Source organism: Streptomyces sp. TBY4 (assembly GCF_024213195.1).
Taxonomy (GTDB): Bacteria; Actinomycetota; Actinomycetes; order Streptomycetales; family Streptomycetaceae; genus Streptomyces.
Window position 1 is genome coordinate 53,517 of sequence record NZ_JANAVF010000005.1, and the last position, 26,080, is coordinate 79,596.

At 71.4% G+C, this 26,080-nt stretch carries 26 protein-coding genes and 1 pseudogene; 16 read left to right on the forward strand and 11 right to left on the reverse strand.

The features are described from left to right. Window positions 1–30: 30 nt before the first annotated feature. Window positions 31–1,509, forward strand: a complete 1,479-nt coding sequence (locus NLX94_RS13620; RefSeq protein ID WP_254382971.1) for an MFS transporter — start codon at window positions 31–33, stop codon at window positions 1,507–1,509. 39 nt (window positions 1,510–1,548) lie between these two features. Here NLX94_RS13620 and NLX94_RS13625 read toward each other — a convergent pair whose 3' ends face one another. Next, on the reverse strand, window positions 1,549–2,004 hold the full coding sequence (locus NLX94_RS13625) for a MarR family winged helix-turn-helix transcriptional regulator (RefSeq protein WP_254382972.1): 456 nt from the start codon (window positions 2,002–2,004) through the stop codon (window positions 1,549–1,551). 90 nt (window positions 2,005–2,094) lie between these two features. Here NLX94_RS13625 and NLX94_RS13630 point away from each other — a divergent pair, with 90 nt between their 5' ends. The 5 genes from NLX94_RS13630 to NLX94_RS13650 all read left to right on the forward strand — a co-directional run bounded on the left by NLX94_RS13630 (window position 2,095) and on the right by NLX94_RS13650 (window position 4,904). Continuing rightward, window positions 2,095–2,439 carry a DoxX family protein gene (locus tag NLX94_RS13630; RefSeq protein ID WP_254382973.1) on the forward strand — a complete coding sequence of 115 codons (345 nt, stop codon included), beginning with the start codon at window positions 2,095–2,097 and terminating at the stop codon, window positions 2,437–2,439. Window positions 2,440–2,560: 121 nt separating this feature from the next. Continuing rightward, window positions 2,561–3,601: an aldo/keto reductase gene (locus tag NLX94_RS13635; RefSeq protein ID WP_254382974.1), complete on the forward strand. Its 1,041-nt coding sequence runs from the start codon at window positions 2,561–2,563 to the stop codon at window positions 3,599–3,601. 21 nt (window positions 3,602–3,622) lie between these two features. After that, window positions 3,623–4,216: a TetR family transcriptional regulator gene (locus NLX94_RS13640; RefSeq protein WP_254382975.1), complete on the forward strand. Its 594-nt coding sequence runs from the start codon at window positions 3,623–3,625 to the stop codon at window positions 4,214–4,216. 122 nt (window positions 4,217–4,338) lie between these two features. Continuing rightward, the gene (locus NLX94_RS13645) at window positions 4,339–4,698 is read left to right on the forward strand and encodes a hypothetical protein (protein ID WP_254382976.1); all 360 of its coding nucleotides are present in this window, start codon (window positions 4,339–4,341) and stop codon (window positions 4,696–4,698) included. Then, entirely contained in the window at window positions 4,686–4,904 is a 219-nt protein-coding gene (locus tag NLX94_RS13650; RefSeq protein ID WP_302169465.1) for a hypothetical protein, read from the forward strand. Before NLX94_RS13645 ends, NLX94_RS13650 begins: the two co-directional genes overlap by 13 nt. Before the next feature lie 74 nt (window positions 4,905–4,978). On the opposite strand, the gene NLX94_RS13655 is transcribed toward NLX94_RS13650, so the two are convergent. Next, window positions 4,979–6,361 carry a glycine--tRNA ligase gene (locus NLX94_RS13655; protein ID WP_254382978.1) on the reverse strand — a complete coding sequence of 461 codons (1,383 nt, stop codon included), beginning with the start codon at window positions 6,359–6,361 and terminating at the stop codon, window positions 4,979–4,981. A gap of 156 nt (window positions 6,362–6,517) precedes the next feature. Here NLX94_RS13655 and NLX94_RS13660 point away from each other — a divergent pair, with 156 nt between their 5' ends. From NLX94_RS13660 to NLX94_RS13675, 4 genes are read left to right on the forward strand one after another with little or no spacing between them, the layout of a single operon-like run. Further along, window positions 6,518–7,528 (forward strand): metal ABC transporter substrate-binding protein, encoded by a 1,011-nt coding sequence (locus tag NLX94_RS13660; RefSeq protein WP_254382979.1) that lies wholly within the window; start codon window positions 6,518–6,520, stop codon window positions 7,526–7,528. 35 nt (window positions 7,529–7,563) lie between these two features. Further along, on the forward strand, window positions 7,564–8,355 hold the full coding sequence (locus NLX94_RS13665) for a metal ABC transporter ATP-binding protein (protein ID WP_254382980.1): 792 nt from the start codon (window positions 7,564–7,566) through the stop codon (window positions 8,353–8,355). Further along, the gene (locus tag NLX94_RS13670; RefSeq protein ID WP_254382981.1) at window positions 8,355–9,221 is read left to right on the forward strand and encodes a metal ABC transporter permease; all 867 of its coding nucleotides are present in this window, start codon (window positions 8,355–8,357) and stop codon (window positions 9,219–9,221) included. The genes NLX94_RS13665 and NLX94_RS13670 overlap by 1 nt, the downstream gene beginning before the upstream one ends. Window positions 9,222–9,280: 59 nt before the next feature. Next, complete coding sequence (locus NLX94_RS13675) at window positions 9,281–9,712, forward strand: transcriptional repressor (protein ID WP_308402428.1); 432 nt, start codon at window positions 9,281–9,283, stop codon at window positions 9,710–9,712. Here the strand turns inward: NLX94_RS13675 and NLX94_RS13680 are convergent. The 5 genes from NLX94_RS13680 to NLX94_RS13700 all read right to left on the reverse strand — a co-directional run bounded on the left by NLX94_RS13680 (window position 9,709) and on the right by NLX94_RS13700 (window position 14,884). Continuing rightward, window positions 9,709–10,275 carry a YcxB family protein gene (locus NLX94_RS13680; RefSeq protein ID WP_254382982.1) on the reverse strand — a complete coding sequence of 189 codons (567 nt, stop codon included), beginning with the start codon at window positions 10,273–10,275 and terminating at the stop codon, window positions 9,709–9,711. The genes NLX94_RS13675 and NLX94_RS13680 overlap by 4 nt on opposite strands. A 22-nt stretch (window positions 10,276–10,297) precedes the next feature. After that, a complete protein-coding gene (locus tag NLX94_RS13685) occupies window positions 10,298–11,116 on the reverse strand; it encodes an isoprenyl transferase (RefSeq protein WP_254382983.1) in 819 nt (272 codons plus the stop codon). A gap of 11 nt (window positions 11,117–11,127) precedes the next feature. Beyond that, window positions 11,128–11,874, reverse strand: coding sequence for a DNA repair protein RecO (gene recO, locus NLX94_RS13690; protein WP_254382984.1), 747 nt, complete (start codon window positions 11,872–11,874; stop codon window positions 11,128–11,130). 98 nt (window positions 11,875–11,972) lie between these two features. Beyond that, entirely contained in the window at window positions 11,973–13,466 is a 1,494-nt protein-coding gene (locus NLX94_RS13695; protein WP_254382985.1) for a nucleobase:cation symporter-2 family protein, read from the reverse strand. A gap of 722 nt (window positions 13,467–14,188) precedes the next feature. After that, entirely contained in the window at window positions 14,189–14,884 is a 696-nt protein-coding gene (locus tag NLX94_RS13700) for a TerB family tellurite resistance protein (RefSeq protein ID WP_254382986.1), read from the reverse strand. A gap of 153 nt (window positions 14,885–15,037) precedes the next feature. On the opposite strand from NLX94_RS13700, the gene NLX94_RS13705 reads away from it, so the two are divergent. Continuing rightward, a complete protein-coding gene (locus NLX94_RS13705; protein WP_254382987.1) occupies window positions 15,038–15,796 on the forward strand; it encodes an SDR family NAD(P)-dependent oxidoreductase in 759 nt (252 codons plus the stop codon). Window positions 15,797–15,878: 82 nt separating this feature from the next. On the opposite strand, the gene leuA is transcribed toward NLX94_RS13705, so the two are convergent. Beyond that, on the reverse strand, window positions 15,879–17,642 hold the full coding sequence (gene leuA / locus NLX94_RS13710; RefSeq protein ID WP_254382988.1) for a 2-isopropylmalate synthase: 1,764 nt from the start codon (window positions 17,640–17,642) through the stop codon (window positions 15,879–15,881). Between the two features lie 381 nt (window positions 17,643–18,023). On the opposite strand from leuA, the gene NLX94_RS13715 reads away from it, so the two are divergent. From NLX94_RS13715 to NLX94_RS13735, 5 genes are all read left to right on the forward strand, one after another. Next, the gene (locus tag NLX94_RS13715; protein ID WP_254382989.1) at window positions 18,024–19,229 is read left to right on the forward strand and encodes a transposase; all 1,206 of its coding nucleotides are present in this window, start codon (window positions 18,024–18,026) and stop codon (window positions 19,227–19,229) included. Between the two features lie 109 nt (window positions 19,230–19,338). Further along, the gene (locus tag NLX94_RS13720; RefSeq protein WP_254382990.1) at window positions 19,339–20,394 is read left to right on the forward strand and encodes a M4 family metallopeptidase; all 1,056 of its coding nucleotides are present in this window, start codon (window positions 19,339–19,341) and stop codon (window positions 20,392–20,394) included. A 10-nt stretch (window positions 20,395–20,404) separates the two neighbouring features. After that, window positions 20,405–20,674 (forward strand): protealysin inhibitor emfourin, encoded by a 270-nt coding sequence (locus NLX94_RS13725; RefSeq protein ID WP_254382991.1) that lies wholly within the window; start codon window positions 20,405–20,407, stop codon window positions 20,672–20,674. 41 nt (window positions 20,675–20,715) lie between these two features. Then, a complete protein-coding gene (locus tag NLX94_RS13730) occupies window positions 20,716–21,537 on the forward strand; it encodes a GNAT family N-acetyltransferase (protein ID WP_254382992.1) in 822 nt (273 codons plus the stop codon). Between the two features lie 165 nt (window positions 21,538–21,702). Next, entirely contained in the window at window positions 21,703–22,368 is a 666-nt protein-coding gene (locus NLX94_RS13735; protein ID WP_254382993.1) for a bifunctional 2-polyprenyl-6-hydroxyphenol methylase/3-demethylubiquinol 3-O-methyltransferase UbiG, read from the forward strand. A gap of 39 nt (window positions 22,369–22,407) precedes the next feature. On the opposite strand, the gene era is transcribed toward NLX94_RS13735, so the two are convergent. The 3 genes and pseudogenes from era to NLX94_RS13750 form a co-directional block, all read right to left on the reverse strand. Further along, window positions 22,408–23,358, reverse strand: coding sequence for a GTPase Era (era, locus tag NLX94_RS13740; RefSeq protein ID WP_374683958.1), 951 nt, complete (start codon window positions 23,356–23,358; stop codon window positions 22,408–22,410). Between the two features lie 504 nt (window positions 23,359–23,862). After that, window positions 23,863–24,594: pseudogene (locus NLX94_RS39340) on the reverse strand (WxL protein peptidoglycan domain-containing protein); the annotation flags it as partial. Then, a complete protein-coding gene (locus NLX94_RS13750) occupies window positions 24,591–26,048 on the reverse strand; it encodes a WxL domain-containing protein (protein ID WP_254382994.1) in 1,458 nt (485 codons plus the stop codon). The gene NLX94_RS13750 and the pseudogene NLX94_RS39340, both read right to left, overlap by 4 nt. Window positions 26,049–26,080: the final 32 nt, after the last annotated feature.

Sequence of the window (26,080 nt, forward strand, 5' to 3'; positions counted from 1 at the left end):
ATGTCGTTAGTTAGGCGTACTATCGGCATCATGGACGAGCTGACCCAGCGGCGCCGCCTGCTGATCCTGACGATCTGCTGCATGAGCCTGCTCATCGTCAGTCTCGACAACACCGTCCTGAACGTCGCCCTCCCCTCCATGCGCCGCGATCTGGACGCCTCCGTGGCCGGCATGCAGTGGACGATCGACGCGTACACGCTGGTCCTGGCCTCGCTGCTGATGCTGGCGGGCTCCACCGCGGACCGGATCGGCCGCCGCAAGGTCTTCACCCTCGGCGTCGTGCTCTTCACCGCCGGCTCGGTGCTCTGCTCGCTCGCGCCGAGCCTGGGCTGGCTGATCGCCTTCCGGATGATCCAGGCCGTCGGCGGCTCCATGCTCAACCCGGTCGCCATGTCGATCATCACGAACACCTTCACCGAACCGCGCGAGCGCGCCCGGGCCATCGGCGTCTGGGGCGCGGTCGTCGGCATCTCCATGGCCGCGGGCCCGCTGATCGGCGGCCTGCTCGTGGACTCGGTCGGCTGGCGGTCGATCTTCTGGATCAACCTGCCCGTCGGCATCCTCGCCCTCGTCCTGACCCTGCGCTACATCCCGGAGTCCCGGGCCGACCACCCGCGCCGCCCCGACCCGGTCGGACAGCTGCTGGTCATGGGGCTGCTCGGCTCGGTCACGTTCGGGATCATCGAGGCCCCCGCCGCCGGAGCGACCTCCCCGCTGATCCTGGGCTGCGCACTCGTCGCCGTCCTGTCCCTGGCCGGGCTGCTGGCCTACGAGTCACGGCGCGCGGAGCCCCTGATCGACCCGCGGTTCTTCCGCAGCGCCCCCTTCAGCGGGGCCACGGTGATCGCGGTCAGCGCCTTCGCCGCGCTGTCCGGCTTCCTGTTCCTGAACACCCTGTACCTCCAGGACGTACGGGGCCTCGATGCCCTGGACGCCGGCCTGTACATGCTGCCGATGGCGGCCTTCGCCTTCCTCTGCGCCCCCGTGTCGGGGCGACTGGTCGCCACCCGGGGACCGCGGCTGCCGCTGCTGGTCGCGGGCGTGACCATGGGGGCGAGCGGGCTGCTGTTCGCCGCGTTCTCGGCCGAGAGCTCGACGCCGATGCTGTTCTGCGGGTACGTGCTCTTCGGCATCGGGTTCGGCCTGGTGAACGCGCCGATCACCAACACCGCCGTCTCCGGGATGCCCCGCGCCCAGGCCGGCGTGGCCGCGGCGGTGGCCTCCACCAGCCGGCAGACCGGCGGGGCGCTGGGCGTGGCCGTCGTCGGCTCGGTCCTGGCCGCCGGGATGGCGGGCGGGATCGGGATGGCGGGCGGATCCGGATCCGCGGCCGCCTTCGTGGCCGCGGCCCGGCCCGCCTGGTGGATCATCACGGTGTGCGGGCTGCTCGTCCTGTGCGTCGGCTACGCCACCAGCGGCGGCTGGGCCCGGGAGACGGCCCTGCGCACGGCCCGCGCCCTGGAACCGCGCTCCGGCCCGGAGCGCACGGGCACCGCACCGCGGCACTGAGCCGGGGCGGCTATACCGGCCGACCCCTTGCCTGCCCGCCTACTCGTCGCAGGCGAAGTCCTCGGCGTGCGAGTCGATCCGGTCCAGCAGGCTCCGCAGCGCTTCCCGGTCCCGCTCCGAGAGGTGGGCGAACAGTCCGAGTTCCACCGCGTCGAGGGCCGCGTTCGTCTTCGCGAGGGCGGCGGTGCCCGCGTCGGTGATGGCCACGTTGTGGCGGCGGCGGTCGGCCGGGTCCCGGCGCCGCTCGACGAGCCCGCCGCCCTCCAGGTCGTTGAGGATCCCGACGAGCACGCTCGGGTCCACCTCGAGCCGCTCGGCCAGCGCGCGCTGGCCGATGGGTCCGCCGTCCAGGTGCGTCAGGGTCATCGCGTGGCGCGGGGTGAGCCCGGCGGCGCTGAGCGCCTTCTTCATGCGGGTCTGGGTGATCGATCCGTGCCAGGCCAGCAGCATGCCCAGCCGCTGCGGCGGATGCGGGGAGTCCTGAATCGCCGTCATGTCCACATCGTAACAACCGGGAAATGATTGCGCACTGCCGATCGTTGATGGTATTCAATGATTCTAAATCGCCGATCGTTGGAGTCAGCCATGTTCACCGCCTATGCCGTCGTCGCCGGGCTGCTCGCCCTCGTCCTTGCCGCGTCCGCGACCTTCACGTTCCTGCGCAACCCCTCGATCACCGAGAGCATGGCCAACGTCGGCGTGCCGGATTCCTGGCTCCCCCGACTGGCCTCCCTCAAGGCGGCCGGCGCGATCGGCCTGGTCGCGGGCCTGTGGGTGGCCCCCCTCGGCATCGCCGCCGCCGTCGGCGTCACCCTCTACTTCCTCGGCGCGATCGTCGCCCACCTGCGCGCGAAGGACTACAACTTCGCCCCCGCGGCCGCCCTCGCCCTGATAGCCGTGGCCGCCCTGGTCCTACGCGCGGCCGCCTGACGGGCCGCCCCCAGCGCCGCCGCACCCCTCACCCGGCCCCGTCCGCCGTGCGGACGGGGCTTCCTCGCACGTACGAGTGACAGATATTGAAATCTGTCATCCGTCATGCCATTCTCGTTCCATGACCACGAACCAGAGCACCCCGGCCCACCTCCCGACCCCGCACCGCACCCTCGGCAGCACCGGACCCGGGGTCTTCCCCCTCGGGCTGGGCTGCATGGGGATGTCCGCCCTCTACGGCGAAGCCGACCGGGCGGAGTCCCTCGCCACCATCCACGCCGCCCTCGACGCCGGGGTCACCCTGCTCGACACGGGCGACTTCTACGGCATGGGGCACAACGAGCTCCTCATCAACGAAGCCCTGCGCACCGCCCCCGCCGCGGCCCGTGAGAAGGCGCTGACCAGCGTGAAGTTCGGCGCCCTGCGCACGGTCGAGGGCGGCTTCACCGGGTACGACGGGCGGCCGGAGGCCGTGAAGAACTTCCTGGCCTATTCGCTCCAGCGGCTCGGCCGGGACCACATCGACGTCTACCGCATCGCCCGCGTGGACCCCGACGTGCCGATCGAGGAGACCGTCGGGGCCATCGCCGAGGCGGTCACGGCCGGGCACGTCCGGCACATCGGCCTCTCCGAGGTCGGCGCGGACACCCTGCGCCGGGCCGCCGCCGTGGCACCGATCTCCGACCTCCAGATCGAGTACTCCCTGATCTCGCGCGGGATCGAGGAGGAGATCCTGCCGACCGCCCGCGAGCTCGGCATAGGCGTCACGGCGTACGGAGTGCTGTCGCGCGGCCTGATCAGCGGCCACTTCACCCGTGACCGGGAGCTGGCCCCGGGCGACTTCCGCGGGATGAGCCCGCGCTTCCAGGGCGACAACCTCGACCGGAACCTCGACCTGGTCGACGCCCTGCGCAAGGTCGCCGACGAGAAGGGCGTCAGCGTCGCCCAGACGGCCATCGCCTGGGTGCTCTCCCGGGGCGAGGACATCGTGCCGCTGGTCGGCGCCCGCAGCCGCGAGCGGCTCGGTGAGGCGCTGGGCTCCCTCCAGGTGGAGCTGACCCCCGCCGACCTCGCCGCCATCGAGGACGCGGTGCCGGCCGGTGCGGCCGCCGGGGATCGCTACCCGGCAGCGCAGATGGCCCACCTGGACAGCGAGCACTGATCCGGCTGTACGGTCGTACCCATGCCACCCGCAGCAGCCGAGCCCCTCACCCCCGAGCGCATCCTCGAAACCACCGAGGAGGTCCTGCGCCGCTTCGGCCCGACCAAGGCGACCGTGGTGGACGTGGCCCGGGCCCTGGGCGTCAGCCACGGCAGCGTGTACCGGCACTTCCCGTCGAAGGCGGCGCTGCGCGAGGCCGTCACGGACCGGTGGCTCGCCAAGAGCGTGGTCATGCTGGAGGAGATCGCCTCGGCGCCGGCCGAGCCCGCCCCCTCCAAGCTGGAGTCGTGGCTCGAAGCGCTCTTCGAGGCCAAGCGCCACAAGGCGGGCGACGACCCGGAGCTGTTCGCGACGTACATCGTGCTGCTCGACGAGAACAGCGGTGTGGTGGAGCGGCACCTGACCGAGCTGATCGAGCAGCTCTCCCGGATCATCGGCGAGGGGGTCGAGGCCGGCTCGCTCAGCGCTCCCGACGTACCGGCCGCCGCGCGCGCGGTGTTCGACGCCACCGGCCGCTTCCACGATCCGCAGTACGCGGCGGACTGGCGGGGGCCGACCATCACCGCCGAGTTCGAGGCGGTCACCGCCCTGGTCATACGGGGCCTGCGCCCCTGACGCCCGGAAGCATCCGGTCCGGACGGCTTGATCATCATTTTGGGCGGCGGGTCCTTGCCGTGCGGCCGCCGTGTTCCTAGGTTCCCCCTACCGCACACCATCAGGCCGTTCCAGGGGGAGCCTTGTCCGCTCAGCAAGAACCGGCAGCGCCTGCCGGGCCGCCGGCGAGGTCCGGGGCCGCCGCCGCCATCGGCTGGATCCTGACGATCGGGTTCAACGTGGTTGCGCCCGTTCTCACGTACAACATGCTCACCGACCGGGGCTGGAGCGAGTTCGGCGCGCTGCTGGTCAGCGGCGGCTGGCCGGTGGTCGACTCCCTCGTCCACCTCGCCTGGCGCCGCAAGGTCGACGAGTTCGCCGTGGTCACCCTGGTCTTCCTGGTGATCACCGCGCTCGTCACGCTGATCGGACCAAGGAGGGCGTGGCGTACTTCAACGGGCTCTGGCAGTACCCCGACTTCCGGGCGGCGATGCGGCGGATGACCACCGTCTGGGGCGTCGCGTACCTGGTCGAGGCCTCGCTGCGGCTGGTGCTGGCGTACACGCTGAGCGTCGGCACGATGGTCTGGCTCAGCCCCGTCCTGATCTACGGCTTCCTGATCTCGCTGATCGTGTGGACCGTCCGGTTCTCGAAGCGCACCCGGGCCGAGGGCGAGGCCGGGGCCGCCGCGGCCCCGGCGGCCGCGTAGCCGGACCGCGAAAACACAGGTGGCCCGGTGCGCGAGGGACGCGCACCGGGCCACCAGCGTATCTGCGGCGGAACCTAGCAGCCGAGCAGGCGGCTGCCGAGGTAGCTCTGGATCTGGTCCAGGGAGACGCGCTCCTGCTTCATGGTGTCGCGCTCGCGCACGGTGACCGCGTTGTCGTCGAGGGTGTCGAAGTCGACGGTGACACAGAACGGCGTGCCGATCTCGTCCTGGCGGCGGTAGCGGCGGCCGATGGCGCCGGCGTCGTCGAACTCGATGTTCCAGTGCTTGCGCAGGTCGGCGGCGAGGCCCTTGGCCTTCGGCGTCAGCTGCGCGTTGCGGGACAGCGGCAGGACGGCGACCTTGACCGGCGCCAGGCGCGGGTCGAGGCGCATCACGGTGCGCTTCTCCATGACGCCCTTGGCGTTGGGGGCCTCGTCCTCGTTGTACGCGTCGAGCATGAAGGCGAGCATGGCGCGGTTGACGCCGGCCGCCGGCTCGATGACGTACGGGGTGTAGCGCTCCTTGGTCTCCTGGTCGAAGTACACGAGGTCCTGACCGGAGGCGGCGGAGTGGGCCTTGAGGTCGAAGTCGGTGCGGTTGGCGACGCCTTCGAGCTCGGAGAACTCATTGCCACCGAAGTTGAAGCGGTACTCGATGTCGGCGGTGCGCTTCGAGTAGTGGGACAGCTTCTCCTTCGGGTGGTCGTACCAGCGGATGTTCTCCTCGCGGATGCCGAGGTCGCGGTACCAGTTCCACCGCTCCTGCATCCAGTACTCCTGCCACTGCTCGTCCTCGCCCGGCTTGACGAAGAACTCCATCTCCATCTGCTCGAACTCGCGGGTGCGGAAGATGAAGTTGCCGGGGGTGATCTCGTTGCGGAAGGACTTGCCCATCTGCGCGATGCCGAACGGCGGCTTCTTGCGCGCGGCGGTCATCGTCACGGCGAAGTTGGTGAAGATGCCCTGAGCGGTCTCGGGCCGCAGGTACGCCTTGGAGCCGGTGTCCTGGGTCGGGCCGAGGTGGGTCTCCAGCATGCCGGAGAACTGCTTGGGCTCGGTGAACTGGCCCTTCACGCCGCAGTTGGGGCAGTTGATGTCGGCGAGACCGTTGGCGGGCATGCGGCCGTGCTTGGCCTCGTACGCCTCTTCCAGGTGGTCGGCACGGTGGCGCTTGTGACAGGAGGTGCACTCCGTCAGCGGGTCCGAGAAGGTGCCGACGTGACCGGAGGCCACCCAGACCTCGGGGGCCAGGATCACGGACGAGTCGAGGCCGACGATGTCCTCACGTCCGGTGACCATCGCCTTCCACCACTGGCGCTTGATGTTCTCCTTGAGCTCGACACCGAGCGGGCCGTAGTCCCAGGCGGCCTTGGTTCCGCCGTAGATCTCACTGCACGGGAAAACGAAGCCACGGCGCTTGCTCAGGCTGACGATGGTTTCGATCTTGTCGGCGGCCACGGTGCTCTCTTCATTTACGAGGACGAACGGCGAAGCCCCAAGGTTACCGGCGCCCGCACCCCCCCTTTCAAATCGGGACCCCCCTCCGGAGGCCCTCCGCACCCCTCCCACCAGGGTTTTTGACAATCGTTTCCATCTTTGATGAAAATGGATGTCATGAACGTACGACGACGCCTCATACCCACCGCCGCCCTCGCCGCAACCGTCGCTCTCGCCGCCACGGCCCTCACCGCCTGCTCGGGCACGGCCGGAGCCGCCGGAGCCGAGGACGGCAAGGACGGCAAGCTCGACGTGATGGCGTCGTTCTATCCGATGCAGTTCCTCGCCGAGCAGATCGGCAAGGACCACGTGAAGGTCGACAGCCTCACCAAGCCCGGGGTCGAGCCGCACGACCTGGAGATCACCCCGAAGCAGACCGCGCAGCTCGGCGAGGCCGATGTCGTCCTCTACCTCAAGACGCTGCAGCCCGCCGTCGACAAGGCCGTCGCCCAGTCCGGCGTGAAGAACGTCATCGACGCCGCCACCCTCACCAAGCTGGAGGTGCACGGCGCCGCCGCGCACGGCGAAGAGGGCCACGAGCACACCGACGGCGACGAGCACGCCGCCGAGCACGCCGAGGGCGACGGCCACAACCACGGCGAAGCCGGCGAGGACCCGCACGTCTGGCTCGACCCGGTCAAGTACGCGGAGATCGCCAAGGGCGTCGGCGCGGCCCTGGAGAAGTCCGACCCCGACCACGCGGCGGACTACAAGAAGAACACCGACGAGCTCGTCGCCAAGCTGGGCGCCCTGGACACCGAGTTCAAGGACGGCCTGAAGAACACGGCCTCCAAGACCTTCATCACCACCCACTCCGCCTTCGGCTACCTCGCCGAGCGCTACGGCCTCGACCAGGAGGGCATCTCCGGCGTCGACCCCGAGTCCGAGCCGAGCCCGGCCCGGATGAAGGAGCTGCAGACCCTCGCGAAGCAGGACAATGTCTCGACGGTGTTCTTCGAGACCCTGGCCAGCGACAAGACGGCCAAGACCCTCGCGGCGGACACCGGCCTGAAGACCGACGTCCTGGATCCCCTGGAGGGAATCACGGACAAGTCCCAGGGCGCTGACTACTTCGAGGTCATGCGGGCCAACCTGAAGAACCTCCAGAAGGCACTCGGCAGCAAGTAATGGCGACAGCAGTAGCGGCATCGGAGGCGCGAGCCATGGAGTCCAAGCCCACTCAGGCCCTGGACCAGCCCGTCATATCCCTGCGCGGGGCCACGGCCTCGCTCGGCTCGCGCCCCGTGCTGCGCGGCATCGACCTCACCGTCCGCAAAGGTGAGGTCGTCGCCCTGCTCGGCGGCAACGGCTCCGGCAAGTCCACGGCCGTCCGCGCCGTGGTCGGACAGGTCCCGCTGAGCGGCGGCGCCCTGTCCCTCTTCGGCTCCGAGTTCAAGCGGTTCCGCGACTGGTCGCGCATCGGCTACGTGCCCCAGCGCACCACCGCCGCCAGCGGGGTCCCCGCCACCGTCCGCGAGGTCGTCTCCGCCGGCCGGCTCGCCCGGACCCGCTTCGGGTTCCTGCGCAAGGCCGACAAGGCCGCCGTGGAGCGCGCGCTGGACCTGGTCGACATGGGCTCCTACGCCGACGCCTCCGTCAACGCCCTCTCCGGCGGCCAGCACCAGCGGGTGCTCATCGCCCGCGCGCTCGCCGGCGAACCCGAGCTGCTGATCATGGACGAGCCGATGGCCGGCGTGGACCTGGCCAATCAGGAGGTCCTCGCGAGCGCCCTGCGCAGCCAGGTCGCCGCCGGCACCACCGTGCTGCTGGTCCTGCACGAGCTGGGCCCGCTGGAGCCGCTCATCGACCGCGCCGTCGTCCTGCGCGACGGCTGCGTCACCCACGACGGCCCGCCCCCGGAGGCCCTGGGCCAGCACGCGCTGCCCGGCCACGACCACGTACACCCCCACGCGGCGCACGACGCCGAGCCCCTCCGGACGGGACTGCTGAGCTGATGGACCTCCTGAACTACGCCTTCATGCAGCGGGCGCTGATCGCCGCCGGCCTGGTGGGCATCACGGCGCCCGCGATCGGCACGTACCTCGTCCAGCGGCGCCAGGCGGTCATGGGCGACGGCCTCGGCCACGTGGCCATGACCGGTGTCGCCCTCGGCTTCCTGCTCAACACCAGCCCGGTGTGGATGGCCACCCTCGTCGCGGTCATCGGCGCCATCGGCATGGAGCTCATCCGCTCCCGCGGCAAGACCAGCGGCGACGTCGCGCTCGCGATGCTCTTCTACGGCGGCCTCGCCGGCGGCGTCATGATCATCAACATGGCTCCGGGCGGCTCCACGACCAACCTGGTCAGCGCCATGTTCGGCTCGATCACCACGGTCGCCTCCGAGGACGTCACCGCGATGGCGATCCTCGCCGCCTTCGTCCTGGCCGTCACCATCGGCCTGCGCAGGCAGCTCTTCGCCGTCTGCCAGGACGAGGAGTTCGCCCGGGTCACCGGCCTGCCGGTGCGCTTCCTCAACCTGCTGATCGCCGTCACGGCCGCCGTCACCGTCACGGTGGCGATGCGCATCGTGGGCCTGCTGCTGGTCAGCGCCATGATGGTGATCCCGGTCGCGGCCGCCCAGCGCGTCACCCGCGGGTTCACCGCGACGCTGTCGCTGGCCATGGTGATCGCCCTGGTGGTCTCCCTGGCCGGTACGGCCTCCACGTACTACATGGACGCACCTTCCGGCGCCACGATCGTGCTGCTCGCGATCGCCGTCTTCATGGTGATGACGGCGCTCTCCACTCCCCTGGCCCGGCGCCGGGCCAGGGCCGCCCGCGCCGCCGAAGAAGTCTGCACGCGGGACGACGTGAAGATCTGAAGACCTCGGGCCGTCGGCCGCCTGGCACAATGGGCCGCACCCGAGACGAGGAGGAACCGGTGGCGACTGCGCCTGGCGAGATGAACACCGCGCCAGTACGAGGACGATCCACCCGGCAGCGGGCCGCCGTGGCGGCGGCGCTGGACGAGGTGGACGAGTTCCGCAGTGCCCAGGAACTCCACGACATGCTCAAGCACCGCGGGGACTCCGTGGGCCTGACCACCGTCTACCGCACGCTGCAGTCCCTCGCGGACGCCGGCGAGGTCGACGTACTGCGCACCAGCGACGGCGAGTCCGTCTACCGGCGCTGCTCCACCGGGGACCACCACCACCACCTGGTCTGCCGCAAGTGCGGCAAGGCCGTGGAGGTGGAGGGCCCGGCCGTGGAGAAGTGGGCGGAGGCCATCGCGGCGGAACACGGCTTCGTGAACGTCGCCCACACGGTGGAGATCTTCGGCACCTGCGCGGACTGCGCGGCGGCCGCCTCCTAGAGCCGCTTCAGGTTCCGGTCGAGGATCGCCCGCAGCACGTCCTGCTGCCCGGGGCCCGCGAGGCCCCTCTTGGGGAGCAGCGCCCCGCCGATGATCTGCTTGTCGCCGGTGAAGACCATGAAGGTCGCGGGGGTCTCCGCGTAGCCCGCCAGCGCGCTCCAGCGCAGGTGGGTGGAGCCCTGAGCCGACTCGACGGTGACGCCCTCGCCGTCGACGAACGCCCGGCACTCCCCCGCCGCCGCCAGCAGTCCGCGGGTCGACCAGGCCATGAGCCGGTGGCCGAACAGCGCGAAGGCCCAGCCGAGGAGGCCCACCGCGGTCAGCCCCACGGCGGACCCGCCCGACTCGCCGTTCTGCGCGATGAGGACTACGGCGTACCCGGGCCCCACCAGGCCGACGAGGAAGAACGGCAGGCGCTGGCGGCGGCCCACCTTCGACCGGCCGCGTGCCCGCAGGCCCTCTGCCATGTCGGCGATGGTCGGCGTGTAGCGGAGCTCGACCGCCCGTCCCGCCGATGCCGACTCGTGTATCCGGTACAGCTGATCCCCGCTCGTGTCGTCCATGAGCGGGGATCCTAGTGCCAGCTCAGGCGGAGCTCTCGGGCTGGTTCGGGACGGCGCCGCCGAAGCGGCGGTCGCGCTGGGCGTACTCGTAGCAGGCCGCCCACAGGTCGCGGCGGTCGAAGTCGGGCCACAAGGTGTCCTGGAAGACCATCTCGGCGTACGCGCTCTGCCAGATCAGGTAGTTGGACGTGCGCTGCTCGCCGCTCGGGCGCAGGAACAGGTCCACGTCCGGCATGTCCGGGTAGTACATGTACTTCGCGAAGGTCTTCTCGTTGACCTTCGAGGGGTCCAGCTTGCCGGCGGCGACGTCGCGGGCGATCGCCTGCGCCGCGTCCGCGATCTCGGCGCGGCCGCCGTAGTTGACGCAGAAGTACAGGGTCATCGCGTCGTTGTCGACGGTCTGCTCCTGCGCGACCTGGAGCTCCTGGACGACCGACTTCCACATCTTCGGCATGCGGCCGGTCCAGCGGATGCGGATGCCCAGCTCGTTCATCTCGTCGCGGCGGCGCCGGATGACGTCGCGGTTGAAGTTCATGAGGAAGCGCACCTCGTCGGGCGAGCGCTTCCAGTTCTCCGTCGAGAAGGCGTACAGGGAGAGGTTCTTGACGCCCATCTCCAGGCAGCCCTTGAGCACGTCGAGCACAACGCCCTCGCCCACCTTGTGGCCCTCGGTGCGCGGCAGCCCGCGCTCCTTGGCCCAGCGGCCGTTGCCGTCCATGACGATCGCGACGTGGTTCGGCACGAGCTCGCCGGGGATCTTCGGCGGACGCTCACCGGACGGGTGCGGCTCGGGAACCTTGTACTCGCGGCGAGAGCGCCCCAGAATCCCGCGTCGTGCCATGTGCCCAGCTCCTATTTCTCGACGTATCGAAGGGAGCGTAGCCCGCGCTCCAGATGCCAGTGCAAGTAGGCGGAGACCAGCCCGCTGCCCTCCCGCACGTGGCGCGCCTCGCACGCGTCGGCATGCCCCCAGTCGCCCGTCAGCAGCGCGCTGAGCAGGGCGATGGCCTCCGACGAGGGTACGACGCTGCCGGGAACGCGGCAGTCGCCGCATATGACCCCGCCCGCGGCGACGGAGAAGTGCCGGTTGGGGCCGTGGATCCCGCACTTCGCGCAGTCGTCGAAGCTGGGCGCGTAGCCGTTGACGGCGAGGGAGCGCAGCAGGAAGGCGTCGAGGATGAGGTTCGGTGCGTGCTCGCCGCGCGAGAGGGTGCGCAGGGCGCCGACGAGCAGCAGGTACTGCTGCACGGCGGGCTCACCCTCGTGGTCGGTGAACCGCTCGGCGGTCTCCAGCATCGCGGTGCCGGCGGTGTAGCGGGCGTAGTCGGTGACGATGCCGTTGCCGTACGGAGCGATGATCTGGGTCTGCGTGCAGAGCGGCAGGCTGCGGCCGATCAGTTCGCCGCCGCGCGAGAAGAACTGCACGTCGGCGTGGGAGAAAGGTTCCAGCCCGGCGCCGAACTTGGACTTGGTGCGCCGGACGCCGCGGGCGACGGCCCGGACCCGGCCGTGGCCACGGGTCAGGAGCGTGATGATGCGGTCCGCCTCACCCAGCTTCTGGGTGCGCAGCACGATGCCGTCGTCGCGGAACAGACTCATGGAGCCCATTGTCCTGTACCCCACCGACAGGAGGGACCCGCGAACGGCAGCGTCCCCCGCCGGGCACGAGGCCCGGCGGGGGACACCCCTTGGGAGGATCAGGCGGTCGGTGCCGGGGCGGGCTCGCCCTCGCCCGACTGGGCCGGAATGGCTGCCGTGGGCTCGTCGTCCGCGGCGGCGACGTCCTTCGACGCGTCGGGCTTCGGAGCGTCGGCCTGCGGGGCGCTGTGCGCGTCGCCCTTGCCCAGACCGTTGAAGATCAGGTTCAGGACGATGGCGGCCGTGGCACCGAGCGTCACACCGCTGTTGAGGAGCGAGGAGAGATCCGCGTCCATGTGCTCCTTGAAGAGGACCGGGACGGTGGCGGGGAGCAGCGCGAAGGCCAGGGAGACGCCCACGATGAGCGCGTTCTTCTCCTCCTTGAGGTCGACCTTGGCCAGGGTCTGGATGCCCGCCAGGGCGACCATCGCGAACATCACGGTCGCGGCGCCGCCGAGCACTCCGTGCGGAACGGCGGCGACCACCGCGGCGGCCTTGGGGAGCAGACCGAGCACGATCATGAACACACCCGCGGCGACCACGACGAAGCGGCTCTTGACCTTGGTCATGCGGACCAGGCCGACGTTCTCCGCGAAGGCCACGTACGGGAAGGAGTTCAGGACACCGCCGAGGGCGGTCGCGGCACCGTCGGCACGCAGGGCGCGGGCCACGGTCTCGCTGTCGATGTCCTTGCCGACGATGTCGCCGACGGCGTAGGTGTCACCGGTGGTCTCGACCATGGTGATCAGCATGACGATGAGCATCAGCACGATCGGGAACCACTCGAACTTCGGGGCGCCGTAGTAGAACGGCGTGGTGATGCCGATCCAGTCCGAGTCGCTCACGTTGCCGAACTTGGCGTCGCCGAGCAGGAAGGCGACGGCGGTGCCGCCGACCAGGCCGAGCAGGATCGAGATGCTGTTGAGGAAGGGCTTGCCGAGCTTCATCAGGATGAGGATGAAGAGCATCGTGCCGCCGGCGTAGGCGAAGTGCTTCGGGTCACCGAAGTCGGGGCTGCCGAGGCCGCCCGCGGCGTCGTTCAGTCCGACCGGGATCAGCACGATGCCGAGGACGGTGATCACCGTGCCGGTGACGACCGGCGGGAAGAGCCGCATGATCATGCCGAAGGCCTTGGGGGGCAGCCAGGCGAAGGCGAAGGTGGCGATACCGGCCGTGATGACCGCGCCGTAGATGACGAGGAGGCCCGCCGTCCCGCCGCCCGCTCCGAGACCTATGGCGATCATCGGGGACACCGCGGTGAAGGTGACGCCCTGGATCAGGGGCAGCCGCGCACCGATCCTGCCGATGCCCCACGCCTGGATGATCGAGGCGATACCGCAGGTGAGGAGGTCGGCATTGATCAGGTAGACCAGCTGCTCGGCGGAGAGCCCGAGGGCGCCACCGACGATGATCGGAACGATCACCGCACCGGCGTAGAACGCGAGTACGTGCTGGAAGCCGTACAGCGCAAGCTTGGGGAGGGGGAGCACCTCGTCGACCGGGTGCGTGCTCTGCTTTCCGGTGGCGGAAAGCGGTGCGGCGACACGTGCCATCTCTGCCTTGCCCTTCAATGAGGTAGGTAACTGAGAGGAAGCTGAAGGAAGCGGGGGGGAAGCGGGGGAAGCGGGTTGTCCCTGCCGAAGTGGGTCGTTAACCCGTTGATCCGTCAGGGCGGCCCTTGCGTCCACGTGAATCGAAGCTCCGCGGTGTTACCGCCGGCGTCTCCTCGTGTGACCGGAATTGAACGCCTGTGGGGCCGCTCACAGATATCGTCGGCTTCTACAAAATGTAGACCCGGGGGCCCCAGGGCTCTGGAGGTTTCTCCAGTGGTGGAGACCCCCGGCGTCGACTATGGCCAACGATTCACGGAACGGCGGCTTCCCGCTGCGCGAACGCGAAGGCCATGGCCGATGACGTGCGGGTTAACGCTCCACGGGGCGTTCGGCGACGCAAACCAGAAGGCCCCGTTCCGTCCGTCCACCTGGTGGAAACACCCCGTACGGATGGGACGCCTCCGCGGTTCACAGCACGCGGAAGGATCTCCGAAACGGGGGCATGAGGCCCGATCGTTACCTCAGAATGTGCCGGTTTCGCCCACACCTTGAGACGCGGCCGCGTCCGAAACCACCAGGGCCCCCGAGCCGGCCGCCACAGCAGCCGTCACGGCGGCAGGCACGGCGCCGGCCCGCCCCGGCCTTCCGGGACCTGCGGGGACGGCGCGTAGGCCCGTAGGAGACCAGTCCGGGTCCCCTACGGGCCTACGGCGCCTACGTCCCTACGGCGCCCGGACCGCCGACAGCAGCCGGGCGACCTCGTCCGTGTCGATCCGCAGCGCCGCACCCACGGTCGCCAGGACCTCGCGCTCCGCGGGGATGTACGGGCCGTCCGCCAGCGCGACGCGCGCGCCCTGCAGCAGGATCGATTCGCGGCCCGGGCCGGCCAGGTGCGGGGCCAGCGGCTCCAGGGCCTCGTGCAGCTCGATCGAGAGCGCGGCGCCGTAGCAGTCGGGGCCGTCGTAGAGCCCGAGCCGGCCCTCCTCGGCGGCCAGCCCCTCCACGAGGGACTCCAGCTGCTCCTCGGTGCAGTCCTGGAACCCGGCGGACCGTACGGCGGCCACCGCGGCCTCCAGCGCGCTGCGCGAGGCCGTCCCGCCGGCGGCCAGCACGGCCAGGGTCACGGTGTGCACGGCGTCGCGCAGCAGCGCGGAGAAGCGGGTGGTGGTGAGGTGGTCCAGGACCTCGGTGCCGAAGTGCTCGCGGCAGCCCTGGCACTCGACGACGGGGCCCGCCTGCCCGCGGGGCAGCACCGGCACGCCGAGGACGGTGAACCGGCGACGCCCGGTGCGCCGGCGGTAGTTGCGGTCGCCACCGCAGTCGGGGCAGAAGAACTCCCCGTCCCCCACGGTGCTCCAGGTGGTGCGGATACCCCAGACCGTCAGCTTCCGGCCGTCCCCACCCCGAACTGGCAGCACGTCGCACCTCCGTAACCTTCCGGCAACATCGCCGGGTTGGCGTGATGTTAGCCACATCGGTGAGGATGCGTCAGTCGTGTGACAGGACAACATCGCCCGGCCCCCGTACTTGGCCGATCTGCGCCCCTGCTCCGCGCCCCTACCCTCTGCCGCATGAACGAGAAGTCCTGCCTGGTCACCGGAGCCGCGAGCGGCATCGGCCGGGCCACGGCCCTGCTGCTGGCCCGCTCCGGCGCCCGGGTGACCGCGTCCGACGTCAACGGCCCCGGCCTGCGGGCTCTCGCCGCCCAGCTGGCCGGCGAGGGCCACGAGATCACCGCGGTGACCGGTGACGTGTCCGATCCGGGGGCCAACCGCGCCATGGTGGAGGCCGCGGTCGGCGCGTACGGGCGGCTCGACGTCGCCGTGGCGAACGCCGGGGTGCTCCCTCTTTCGGATGTACGGGAGACCAGCCCGGAGGACTGGGACCGGGTCATGGCCATCGACGGCCGGGGCATGTTCCTGACCTGCAAGTACGCCATCGAGGCCATGACGGCGCAGCCGCGGCCCGGCGGGGCGCTGGTCTGCGTGTCCTCGATCTCGGGGGTGGCCGGGCAGGCGCGCCAGGCCGCGTACGGCCCGGCGAAGTTCGTGGCCTCGGGGCTGACCAAACACCTCGCGGTGGAATGGGCCGCGCACGGGATCCGGGTCAACGCCGTGGCCCCCGGGACCATCCGTACGGAGCGGGTGCTGGCGCTGACGGACGAGCCGGGCGGGCCGGAGTACCTGGAGGAGATCGCGGCGGCCCACCCGATGGGCCGGCTCGGCGAACCGGAGGAGGTGGCCCGCGTCATCGCCTTCCTCGCCTCGGACGCGGCCTCGTTCGTGACGGGCGTCGTCCTGCCGGTGGACGGCGGCTACCTGGCCCGCTGAGACCCCCGGAAGCCGAGGTCCCCGGAAATGGCGGAACCCCGCCCCTCCGCAAGGGAGGGACGGGGTTCCGGCGCGGAAGGGTTCAGCGGCCCGCGCGGTTGACGGCGGAGATGACCGCCTTCAGGGAGGCGCGGGTGGTGTTCGCGTCGATGCCGATGCCCCACAGGACACGGCCGTCGATCGCGCACTCGATGTACGAGGCGGCGACGGCGGAGGCGCCCTCGCTCATCGTGTGCTCGGTGTAGTCCAGCAGGCGGGCATCGATGCCGATGGCGGCCAGCGCGTCGAAGAAGGCGGAGATCGGGCCGTTGCCGGTGCCGTTCAGCACGGACTCGACGCCGTCCACGACCGCCTCGACGGTCAGCGTGTCGGTGCCGTCCTTGTCGGTGGCGGTCGAACCGGAGCGCAGCTGGATGCGGCCCCACGGGTTCTCGGGGTTGGGCAGGTACTCGTCCTGGAAGACGTCCCAGATCGCCTTCGGGGTGACCTCGCCGCCCTCGGAGTCGGTCTTGGCCTGGATGATCCGCGAGAACTCGATCTGCATGCGGCGCGGCAGGTCCAGCTTGTGGTCGTTCTTCAGGACGTACGCGATGCCGCCCTTGCCGGACTGCGAGTTGACCCGGATGACCGCCTCGTAGGAGCGGCCGACGTCCTTCGGGTCGATCGGCAGGTACGGGACCGCCCACTCGATGTCGTCCACCGTCTTGCCCTGGGCGGCCGCGTCGGCCTCCATGGCGTCGAAGCCCTTCTTGATGGCGTCCTGGTGGGAGCCGGAGAAGGCGGTGTAGACGAGGTCGCCCGCGTAGGGGTGGCGCGGGTGGACTTCCATCTGGTTGCAGTACTCGCTGGTGCGACGGATCTCGTCGATCTGCGAGAAGTCGATCTGCGGGTCGATGCCCTGGGAGAACAGGTTCATGCCCAGCGTGATCAGGTCGACGTTGCCGGTGCGCTCGCCCTGGCCGAACAGGCAGCCCTCGATGCGGTCGGCGCCGGCCATCAGGGCCAGCTCGGCGGCGGCGACGGCGGTGCCGCGGTCGTTGTGCGGGTGCACGGAGATGCAGATGTGCTCGCGGCGGGTCAGGTTGCGGGCCATCCACTCGAAGCGGTCCGCGTGCGTGGACGGCGTCGAGCGCTCCACGGTGGCGGGCAGGTTCAGGATGATCTCGCGGCCCTCGGACGGCTGCCACACGTCGCAGACGGCCTCGCAGACCTCCAGGGCGAAGTCCAGCTCGGTGTCGGTGAAGATCTCCGGGCTGTACTGGTAGCCGAAGACGGTGTCGGTGCCCAGCAGCTTGTCGGCGTACTCCATGACCAGGCGGGTGCCGTCGACGGCGATCTGCTTGATCTGCTCCTTGGAGCCGCGGAAGACGACCCGGCGGAAGGTGGGCGCGGTCGCGTTGTACAGGTGCACGGTGGCGCGCTTGGCGCCGATCAGCGACTCGACGGTCCGCTCGATCAGGTCCTCGCGGGCCTGGGTCAGTACGGAGATGGTGACGTCGTCCGGGATCGCGCCCTCTTCGATGATGGAGCGCACGAAGTTGAAGTCGGTCTCGCCGGAGGACGGGAAGCCGACCTCGATCTCCTTGTAGCCCATGCGCACCAGCAGGTCGAACATCTCGCGCTTGCGGGCGGGGGTCATCGGGTCGATCAGCGACTGGTTGCCGTCGCGCAGGTCCGTGGACAGCCAGCGGGGCGCCTTGGTGACGCGGGCTTCGGGCCAGGTGCGGTCCGGGATCTCCACCTGCTCGTACGAGCCGTACTTGTGGATCGGCATCCCGGAGGGCTTCTGGGCGTGGGTCGCGTTGGTGATGGGCGTGGGGCGACCGACAAAAGGCTGCTGGCTCATGGCGTTGGGCTCCTCGCGTGTCCGCGTGTAGTTCGCTGGGACGGCCGACGGCGGTCGTAAAAACCGCAACACCAAACTCCGCGGGGAGGGGGTCGGCCTACGACTACAGGCCCTCGCCGCGGCAGCTAAGGAGGAGCAGCCCGAAACGCATGATGGGCCGAGCCTAACCGAGCCGCCCCGTATTGCGGGGGCTGTTTCAGTATGCAAGACCCGCAGGTCCGTTTTGCACCCTTTGTGAGCTAAGCCTCTTTTCGGAGCATCAGGTCAGGCCGATCCCTCAATAAGCACGCAATTCGTACGTACGATCACATCATCACCAACCATGGTGACGCACACTCGATCCCACTCGACCGGCCTCACGGTTGGCTACGTTCACCAGCCATGAAGCTGGTGGTGCAGGTCAAGCTGCTGCCGACGCCCACACAGGCGTCGGCGCTCGCAGCGACCCTCCGGGCCTGCAACGAGGCCGCCTCATGGGCGGCCGGCATGGCCTTCACCCACGAGGCGTACAGCAACTTCGACCTGCGCAGGCACACCTACGGCGAGGTGAAGGCGCGCTGGGGGCTGGGCGCGCAGGCCGCACAGCACTCGATCAAGAAGGCGGCCGATGCCTGTACGGCCCTGCAGGCGAGACTGCGGATCCGAAGGACAGGCGGACCGCTTTCACAACGACACCGCCCGGCCGGAGGCAAGCCGCTGTCCTTCCGGTCCGACGCAGCCCAGCCCTATGACGACCGCATGCTGTCCTGGCAGGTCGAAGCCGGCACGATCTCGATCTGGACGACGAGCGGGCGCCTCAAGGCCGTGCGCATCACGGCCGGTGCCGAACAGCTCGCCCTACTGGCAGCCCACCGACGGGGCGAGTCCGACTTGCTGCAGCGCGACGGGGTCTGGTTCCTGCTCGCGACGTGCGAAGTTCCCGAGGCGGAGCTGAACGCCGATCCGGTGGACTTCCTCGGCGTGGACCTCGGGATCGTCAACATCGCGACGACCTCGGACGGCGAGATCATGGTCGGGCGGCAGCTCAACCGGCTACGGAAACGTGACCGGGACCTGCGCACCAAACTTCAACGCAAGGGAACCAAATCCGCCAGGCGCCGCATCCAGCGCAGGCGCCGCAAGGAAGCCCGGCGGACCCGGGACGTCAATCACAAGATCGCCAAACACATCGTGGCCGAGGCTGAACGCACCGGGCGCGGAATCGGTCTGGAGGACCTGACCGGCATCCGCGAACGGGTACGGCTGAAGAAGCCCCAACGGGCCATGGTGCACAGCTGGGCCTTCGCCCAGCTCGGCGCGTTCATCACCTACAAGGCCCGCCGGGCAGGCGTGCCGGTCGTGTACGTCGATCCGGCGAACACCTCCCGCACCTGCTCCGAGTGCGGCCACATCGACAAGGCGAACCGGACCTCCCAGGCCCGCTTCGCGTGCCGGTCCTGCGGATTCGTTGATCACGCGGACCGCAACGGCTCCCGCAACATCCGCGCACGCGCGCAGATGCTGTGGCGAAGCGGGGCCCCGTCATCGGCCCCCGCCGTCCCGCACCCGCGGGACGGCCGGACGCGGGCGACGCAGCACAGCCAGTGATGCGCCGTAACGCAAGTCCCGTCGCCTCCGCTACGGACATGTGACACAACCGAATGAATCATGGTTGCACCTAGTGACAACTCGATGACCCACTGCCACATTGCCGGGCATGGATGCCTTCCTCACGCCCCCTCGTCCCGTCTTCTGCACCGTGGTGCCGCCGCACCTGCTGGACAAGATCGCCCGGTCCGCGGACCCCGCGCGGGCCGCCGCCGCGCGGCGGACCCTCGAGCTGGACGCCTCCCACCGGGTCCGGCGGCTGATGGCGGTGCTCCCGCCCGGCGGGGAAGCGCCGTCCGAGACGCCCGGGCGGACCATCTACGACGCACAGCACCAGACCCGGCTGCCCGGGAAGAAGGTCCGCGGCGAGGGCGAGGACGCCGGTCAGGACGCCAGCGTCAACCGTGCCTACGCCGGGCTCGGGGCCACCTTCGAGCTCTTCCTCAAGGGCTTCGGCCGCCACTCCATCGACGATGCCGGCCTGCCGCTGAACGCCAGCGTCCACTACGACCGGCTGTACAACAACGCCTTCTGGGACGGCAGCCAGATGGTCTTCGGCGACGGCGACGGCGACCTCTTCCTCGATTTCACCGTGTCCGTGGACGTCATCGGGCACGAGCTGACCCACGGGGTCACCCAGCACACCGCCGACCTGGAGTACTACGGCCAGTCCGGCGCGCTCAACGAGTCCATGTCCGATGTCTTCGGCTCCCTCATCAAGCAGTACTCGCTGGACCAGAGCGCCGAGGACGCCGACTGGCTGATCGGCGCCGGACTCCTCGGCCCCTCCGTGGACAGCGGCTTCGCCCTGCGGTCGATGAAGGCGCCCGGGACGGCCTACGAGGACGACGAGCTCGGCAAGGACCCGCAGCCCGCGACGATGGACGACTACGTCCGCACCTCCCGCGACAACGGCGGGGTGCACATCAACTCCGGCATCCCCAACCACGCCTTCTACCTCGTGGCCACCGAGCTCGGCGGCAAGGCCTGGGAGCGGGCCGGACGGATCTGGTACGACACCCTGACCGGCGGGGAGCTGGGCCCGCGGGCGGACTTCGCCCGCTTCGCCGCCCTGACGACCGCCGCGGCCGTCACCCGGTACGGCGACGGAGGCGCGGAACACCAGGCGCTGCAGAAGGCGTGGTCGGTGGTCGGGTTGGGGTAGAAGGGCGGTCATGCGGATTCAGGTGGTGCGGACGGGCGGCTTCGCGGGCATCGAGCGGCGGGGCGAGGTGGACACGTCGGGCCTGCCCGACGAGGCCGAGTGGCAGGCGCTGGCACAGCTGGCCCTGCGGCCCGCCCCGGCCGGGGATCCGGCGGACCGGGTCCGGGACGGTTTCTCGTACCGGATCACGGTGGACGGGCGCACGGTGCAATGCCAGGACCCGAACCTGTCGGACGCGCAGCGCACCCTGATCTCCCGGGTCCTGAAGGAAGGTGCCTGAAAGAAGGTGCCTGATCGCCGCGCTCTTGCTTGGATGGCCGGATGATCACGAGTTCCGACCTCCTGCCCGAGCTTGAGCGCTACTACGACACCGCGCCCAGGGCGGGCGGGGCGCGGGCCGAGGACTTCGGCTCGCTCACCCTGTTCGTGCAGGAGGGCGACGGGTGGCCGTACTACGCGCGGCCCGCGCTCGGCGCCGCCCCGGCCGGGGGCATCCCGGTGGCCGACGTCGAGCGGGTGCTCGCCCGGCAGCGGGAGCTGCGGGTCCCCGAGGCCTTCGAGTGGGTGGCCGAAACCACCCCCTCGCTGCGGGCCGCCGCGGAGGCCGCCGGGCTGAGCGTCCACGCGCATCCGCTGATGGTCCTCGACCCCGCGGCGGTACGGCTCCCCGCGCATCCGGACGTACGCGTACTCGGCGCGGCCGACCCGCTGCTGCGCCAGGCGGTGACGGTGCCGGCGCTGGCCTTCGCCGCTCCCGGCACGGCGGTGGGCGGGGCGGGCCCGGCGGAACTCGCGCTCGCGGAGCAGGAGCCGGCCTCGGAGGGCCGCCGGGTCCGGGTCGCGGGGATGATCGCGTCGGGCCGCACCGCCCTGGCCGCGGCCGTGCGCGACGGCGTGGTCCTGTGCTCCGGCCAGTACGTCCCGGTCGGCGACGTCGCCGAGGTGGTCGGCGTCGGCACCCTCCCCTCGGCCCGCCGCCAGGGCCTGGCCCTCGCGGTGACGGCGGCCCTGGTCTCCGACGCGCTGGCCCGCGGAGCCCGCACGGTCTTCCTGTCGGCGGGCGACGAGGACGTGGCCCGCCTCTACGCCCGGCTCGGCTTCCGCCGGGTGGGCACGGCCCTGATCGCGGACCGGCCGCTGTGACCGGTCGGCAGCCGTGACCCGGCACGGGCGTCCCGCGCAATTCTGAGCCCGTTGTCTTGCGGGAACAGCAAGGAAGCTTGGCCGCGGCGCGGACCCCGACGGAGCATCGGAGACGCGGGCACCCGTACCCGTACACGTCCCCGTACCGAACGGAAAGAGGCCGCCATGGCGCACGCGCCCGACCAGCACACCCCCGGGACCGAGTTCGCGGGCTTCGCGGGCGAGGAGTTCTGGGACTCCCGCTACCGCGAGAGCGAGCGGATCTGGAGCGGCGACGCCAACGCGGTGCTCGCCCGGGAGGCCGCCCCGCTCACGCCCGGCCGGGCCCTGGACCTCGGCTGCGGAGAGGGCGGTGACGCGGTGTGGCTCGCGCGGCAGGGCTGGCACGTCACCGGGACGGACATCTCCGGGGTCGCCCTGGAGCGGGCCGCGGCCCACGCCGCCGAGGCCGGGGTCGCCGACCGCACCGCCTGGGAGCGGCACGACCTCGCGGAGTCCTTCCCGGCGGGCGCGTACGACCTGGTCTCCGCGTGCTTCCTGCACACCTTCGGGGAGTTCCCCCGCGCGCGGATCCTGCGCCGGGCCGCCGCGGCCGTGGCCCCCGGCGGGGTGCTGCTCGTCGTCGGCCACGCGGGCTGGCCGTCCTGGCAGGAGGACCGGCCCGAGGTGGACTTCCCGACCCCGGACGAGGTCCTCGCCCAGCTGGCACTGGAGCCCGGCGCCTGGGAGGTGCTGCTGGCGGAGGAACACGTACGGGTCCAGGACCAGCCTGACGGCCGGCCCGGGACCCGTACGGACAATGCGGTGAAGGTGCGGCGGCGCGCCGCCTGAAAGGGCTCGTCGCCCGAAAGGGGCTCGCCGCCCGAAAGGTCAGAAGCCGAGCTTGCGCAGCTGCTTGGGGTCGCGCTGCCAGTCCTTGGCGACCTTCACGTGCAGGTCGAGGAAGACCGGGGTGCCGAGCAGCGCCTCGATGTGCTTGCGCGACTTCATCCCGACCTCCTTCAGGCGGGCGCCCTTCGGGCCGATGATGATGCCCTTCTGGCTCGGGCGCTCGATGAACAGGTTGGCGTGGATGTCCAGCAGGGGACGGTCCGCCGGGCGGTTCTCCCGGGGGATCATCTCCTCGACGACCACGGCGATGGAGTGCGGGAGCTCGTCCCGTACGCCTTCCAGCGCGGCCTCGCGGATCAGCTCCGCGACCATCACCATCTCGGGCTCGTCGGTGAGGTCGCCCTCCGGGTACAGCGGCGGGCTCTTCGGCAGCATCGGCGCGATCAGGTCCGCCAGCAGCTGGACCTGGTTGTCGCCGACCGCCGAGACGGGGACGATCTCGGCCCACTCGAAGCCGAGCTCCTCGGCGAGCTGGTGGACCGCGAGGAGCTGCTCGCCCACCACCTTGGACTCGACGAGGTCGGTCTTGGTGATGATGGCGATCTTGGGGGTCTTCTTGATCCCCGCGAGCTCCTTGACGATGAACTTGTCACCGGGGCCGAGCTTCTGGTCGGCGGGCAGGCAGAAGCCGATCACGTCGACCTCGGACCAGGTCGCGCGCACGACGTCGTTCAGCCGCTCGCCGAGCAGCGTGCGCGGCTTGTGGAGGCCGGGCGTGTCGACCAGGACGAGCTGGGCGTCGGGGCGGTGCACGATGCCGCGGACGGTGTGGCGGGTGGTCTGCGGCCGGTTGGAGGTGATCGCGACCTTGGTACCCACGAGCGCGTTGGTCAGGGTCGACTTCCCCGCGTTGGGACGGCCGACGAAGCATGCGAAGCCCGCACGGTGCGGGCTGGTGGTCTCGGGGGAACGATCGCTCATACGGGCCATTCTCCCCGATGCGGCTCCCAGCGCCGACCAGGCCGCCGCCACGAGGGCCAGACCGGCCGCGAGCAGGCCGTTCAGAGCGGGATGCGCGGCGTGTCCGGCGGTGGCCCGGGCGGCCGCGCCGTCGGCGCGTGCCACCACCGCGACCTCGGCCCATTCCAGGGCGGGCGGGTCCGCCCAGCGCGCGGTGAGCCGGACCCGCTGACCGGGCAGCAGCTCGGCGGGCAGCCCGGGCAGGGGGCGGGAGAGCAGCCCCCGGCCGAGGGCCCCGGAGGCGGTCAGGGTGGCGCGGGGGCGCAGGGTGACGTTGCCGAGGTTGTGGAGCGTGTACGAGACCTCCGCGCCGGAGCCGCCCCGCCGGTCGGTACGGAGGTCCTCGACGGCCAGGGCCGGGGCGGTGGGGCCGGTGACCCGGAGGTAGAGGCGGGCCGCGACGGCCTGCTGCACGCCTATCCCCCGGACCGCGGTGTCGGCCGGCCGGTCCTCCAGGGCGACGACGGCTCCGGGATGGTCCCCAGGCTCGGCCCGGTCCGGGACGGTGAGGGTGAAGCCGACGTCGACCGCCGTCTTCGCCGGGACGGTGACCCGCTCCCGCGCCAGCGCCGTCCAGGCCCCCGTGGCGGTGCGCGGCTCCTCGGGCCCGCGCAGGGCGAAGCCGCCGTCGCGGGCGGTGTTGTAGGCGTCGGCGGCGTAGAGGCGGAAGGTGCGGGGGCGGTCGGTGCGGTTGGCGATGGTGACGGAGTCGGTGACGGCCTGGCCGGGCGCGGCGGCGAGGTAGAAGTACGGGCGCTGCCCGAGCGTGTTGGCGGCGGGCAGCACGGACCACTGCCCGTTGTCGGCGGCGGCAGCCGTCCCGGCTGCGCCGAGCAGCCCGATCCCCGCCAGCACGGCGGCGACCGCGAACGCGATGAGGAGCCGCAGCGGCCGTGCCGGTGGCTGTGCCCGGGCAGCTCGTCTCCCCGCCCCGCCCTTCCCCCGTTCCCCGGGGCTCCGCCCCGGACCCGCTGCCACGCGCGGCGCCGGACCCGGGGGCCAGCCCCCGGACCCCCGCTCCTCAAACGCCGGAGGGGCTGATCTTGGCTGCGGCGCCGGCCAAATCCAGCCCCGCCGGCGTTTGAGGCGCGGGGTCTGGGGCGGAGCCCCAGGGGGTCCGGGCAGAGCCCGGGGAACGGGCGAAGGGCGGGTAGGGGACTCCGCCCCGCGCAGCGGCGCAGGGCCGGAGGGTCCGGGCCGGGTCACGACAACGTCAGGGTCAGCACCGCCGTGTACGCACCCGGCGCGGTGTACGGGGGCACCTGGAGGGTGACGCCCGCGTCCACGGTGAAGGTGCCCCCGACCAGCTCGGCGTCACCCGTGGAGGCCAGCACCGCACCCTCCGGTCCGACCGTGCCCGCGCTGCCCGGCGTACACGCGCTGGGGCTGCCGGGTGCGGCCGCGCACGTCGGGGTCCAGCTCAGGGAGGCCCCCGGGATGCGGACCCCGCCGGAGCCCGTGAAATCGGTGACCTTGCCGATCAGGGACCACCCGGCCGGCCCGCCGCGGGCGTCCGTGACGGTGACCGTGCCGATCCGGCCGGCCGCCGCGCCACCGACCGCGTACGGGACCGTGGCCAGGGTCACGGCGTCGCCCTCCTGGGTCATGCCGAGCTCGCCCGGCGCCACGACCGCCGTCACCGTCTGGCGGCCGGCCGGCCCGGGCACGGTGATCACCGTGTACGCGGCCGGGCCGGAGCCCCGTTCGGGAGTCCAGGCGGCGCCCTCGTAGGCCACGACGGCGGTGGTCGCCCGGTCCGTGACCGGCAGCTCGGCGAGGACCACGCCCAGCTCGTCGGCCTGGGCGGTGACCCGGTCGGCGGTCTCCGCCGTACCCGCCCGGCCCGCCACGGTGACCTGCGCGCCGGGGACGAAGCCGGCTCCGGTGACCGAGACCACGGCGCCGGGGGCCCCCGCCGCCGTGCCGAGCGCGACGGAGCGCAGGTTGGCCGTCGGCAGCGGGCTCGCGATGATCCGCTGCGCGACCGGGGCTCCGGGGGACGGCGTCGCCACGGGCACCGGCAGGGGCCGCGCGGCCGGGGACGACGGGGAAGGGGAAGGAGAAGGGGGCGCCACGGACGGCGACGGCACCGCAGACGCCGAAGCGGATGCCGAAGCAGACGCCGACACGGACGGCTCCGCCGACGGATCCGCCCCCGGCACCCCGCCCCCGGCGACCGCGCACACGGTGTCCAGCGGGAGCAGGTGACCGGTGTGCAGGGTGTAGCCGCCCGGGGCCAGGGTGATCTCCCCGGGAGCGGTGACGGTGAAGGTTCCGGTCATCGTCACGACGGGCAGCACCGCACCCGCCTCGACGGGGTCGTTGCGCCGGGCTCCGACGACCGTGACCTCACCCTGCTGCGCTCCCCCGAGGACGATCCGCCCGGTCGGGGTCAGGACGTCGGCGGGCAGGGCGACCGAGAGCGGGTTCACCGCCGGGGTCCGGGCCACCTGGTAGGTGACGGTGACGGTGTCGCCCACGCGGGGCGCGGCGTCGTCCACGGTGACCCGGGCGGTGGTGGGTCCGTCGGCCGGCCGCAGCCCGGCTTCCTGGGGCGGCAGGCAGTGCGTGGGGAACTCGACCTGCCCGGGAGGCGCCTCCCCCTCGGCCGCGGCGGGCGCGCCGAGCGCACCGCCGGTCGCCGCGGCCAGTACCGCCATCCCGACGGCCGCCGACCATCCTCTGTGCCGCG

Coding starts and splice junctions, on each gene's coding strand:
- NLX94_RS13620 (WP_254382971.1), top strand. CDS start 31: ATGGACGAGCTGACCCAGCGGCGCCGCCTGCTGATCCTGACGATCTGC.
- NLX94_RS13625 (WP_254382972.1), bottom strand. CDS start 2,004: ATGACGGCGATTCAGGACTCCCCGCATCCGCCGCAGCGGCTGGGCATG.
- NLX94_RS13630 (WP_254382973.1), top strand. CDS start 2,095: ATGTTCACCGCCTATGCCGTCGTCGCCGGGCTGCTCGCCCTCGTCCTT.
- NLX94_RS13635 (WP_254382974.1), top strand. CDS start 2,561: ATGACCACGAACCAGAGCACCCCGGCCCACCTCCCGACCCCGCACCGC.
- NLX94_RS13640 (WP_254382975.1), top strand. CDS start 3,623: ATGCCACCCGCAGCAGCCGAGCCCCTCACCCCCGAGCGCATCCTCGAA.
- NLX94_RS13650 (WP_302169465.1), top strand. CDS start 4,686: ATGCGGCGGATGACCACCGTCTGGGGCGTCGCGTACCTGGTCGAGGCC.
- NLX94_RS13660 (WP_254382979.1), top strand. CDS start 6,518: ATGAACGTACGACGACGCCTCATACCCACCGCCGCCCTCGCCGCAACC.
- NLX94_RS13665 (WP_254382980.1), top strand. CDS start 7,564: ATGGAGTCCAAGCCCACTCAGGCCCTGGACCAGCCCGTCATATCCCTG.
- NLX94_RS13670 (WP_254382981.1), top strand. CDS start 8,355: ATGGACCTCCTGAACTACGCCTTCATGCAGCGGGCGCTGATCGCCGCC.
- NLX94_RS13680 (WP_254382982.1), bottom strand. CDS start 10,275: ATGGACGACACGAGCGGGGATCAGCTGTACCGGATACACGAGTCGGCA.
- NLX94_RS13685 (WP_254382983.1), bottom strand. CDS start 11,116: ATGGCACGACGCGGGATTCTGGGGCGCTCTCGCCGCGAGTACAAGGTT.
- recO (WP_254382984.1), bottom strand. CDS start 11,874: ATGAGTCTGTTCCGCGACGACGGCATCGTGCTGCGCACCCAGAAGCTG.
- NLX94_RS13695 (WP_254382985.1), bottom strand. CDS start 13,466: ATGGCACGTGTCGCCGCACCGCTTTCCGCCACCGGAAAGCAGAGCACG.
- NLX94_RS13705 (WP_254382987.1), top strand. CDS start 15,038: ATGAACGAGAAGTCCTGCCTGGTCACCGGAGCCGCGAGCGGCATCGGC.
- leuA (WP_254382988.1), bottom strand. CDS start 17,642: ATGAGCCAGCAGCCTTTTGTCGGTCGCCCCACGCCCATCACCAACGCG.
- NLX94_RS13715 (WP_254382989.1), top strand. CDS start 18,024: ATGAAGCTGGTGGTGCAGGTCAAGCTGCTGCCGACGCCCACACAGGCG.
- NLX94_RS13720 (WP_254382990.1), top strand. CDS start 19,339: ATGGATGCCTTCCTCACGCCCCCTCGTCCCGTCTTCTGCACCGTGGTG.
- NLX94_RS13725 (WP_254382991.1), top strand. CDS start 20,405: ATGCGGATTCAGGTGGTGCGGACGGGCGGCTTCGCGGGCATCGAGCGG.
- NLX94_RS13730 (WP_254382992.1), top strand. CDS start 20,716: ATGATCACGAGTTCCGACCTCCTGCCCGAGCTTGAGCGCTACTACGAC.
- NLX94_RS13735 (WP_254382993.1), top strand. CDS start 21,703: ATGGCGCACGCGCCCGACCAGCACACCCCCGGGACCGAGTTCGCGGGC.
- era (WP_374683958.1), bottom strand. CDS start 23,358: ATGGCCCGTATGAGCGATCGTTCCCCCGAGACCACCAGCCCGCACCGT.
- NLX94_RS13750 (WP_254382994.1), bottom strand. CDS start 26,048: ATGGCGGTACTGGCCGCGGCGACCGGCGGTGCGCTCGGCGCGCCCGCC.